Annotated in this window: 1 protein-coding gene; it reads left to right on the top strand. The window is 33.5% G+C overall.

What is annotated here, in order from left to right; genetic code table 11:
- The coding region (locus FUA24_RS01070) for a sugar transferase (protein ID WP_148539680.1) at positions 1-376 on the top strand (376 nt) is incomplete at both ends.

Below are 376 nucleotides of genomic sequence, written 5' to 3'. Positions count from 1 at the left end.
ATAATGATACTAGAATAACCAAAGTAGGCTATATTTTAAGGCGCTATAAATTAGACGAATTTCCGCAGTTATTCAATATTTTAAAAGGCGATATGAGTTTTGTAGGGCCACGACCAGAATTACGGTATTATGTTAATTTCTATAGTGAAGATGATATGAAAATTTTTGCTGTTCGCCCAGGTATTACGGGGCTCGCGTCATTAAAATACCGCAATGAAGTAGAACTTTTAGAGGCCGCCGATAACCCAGAGCAGTATTTTATACATACCATTATGCCTGATAAACTTCGCTACAACAAAACCTATATCAAACAACAAAGTTTATTATTAGATATAAAGCTCATTTTACAAACTATTATAACCGTTGTTACCAAATA

The organism is Seonamhaeicola marinus (assembly GCF_008085455.1).
Note: the sequence above shows the minus strand (reverse complement) of the source record. Positions and strands in the feature narration are given on the sequence as shown.